General features: G+C 70.5%; 1 protein-coding gene. It reads left to right on the forward strand.

Translation table 11 applies throughout. The annotated features are described in order from the left end of the window. On the forward strand, nt 1-404 hold a 404-nt coding region (locus ACEWB7_RS18345; protein WP_411581140.1), incomplete at both ends, for a hypothetical protein.

Raw genomic sequence — 404 nt, forward strand, 5'->3', positions numbered from 1 at the left:
CTCGTGGGTGGTGCCCGAGGACGTCATGAAGGGCCTGGAGGAGAAGGACTTCGTGACGGTGGAGGACGAGGTGACGGGTGAACGCCGCAATGTCACCTATGAGAAGGGCCAGTTCGTCTACCGGCTGTCGGGCCGGGACCGGCAGCGGTCGGCCTCCTTCTACACCCCGGAGGTGCTCACCCGGTTCACGGTGCAGCAGGCGCTGGCCGAGCTGCTGGACCAGGACGGGCGCACGACGAGCGCGGAGGAGATCCTGCACCTGACGGTGTGCGAGCCGGCGCTGGGGTCGGGGGCCTTCGCCATTGAGGCGGTGCGTCAGCTGGCCGAGCAGTACCTGTCGCGGCGCGAGCGCGAGCTGGGCCGGCGGGTGGATCCGGAGGAGCGGCCCCGCGAGCTGGCGAAGG

Source organism: Acinetobacter sp. NIOH-H-8 (assembly GCF_046635365.1).
Lineage (GTDB): Bacteria > Pseudomonadota > Gammaproteobacteria > Pseudomonadales > Moraxellaceae > Acinetobacter.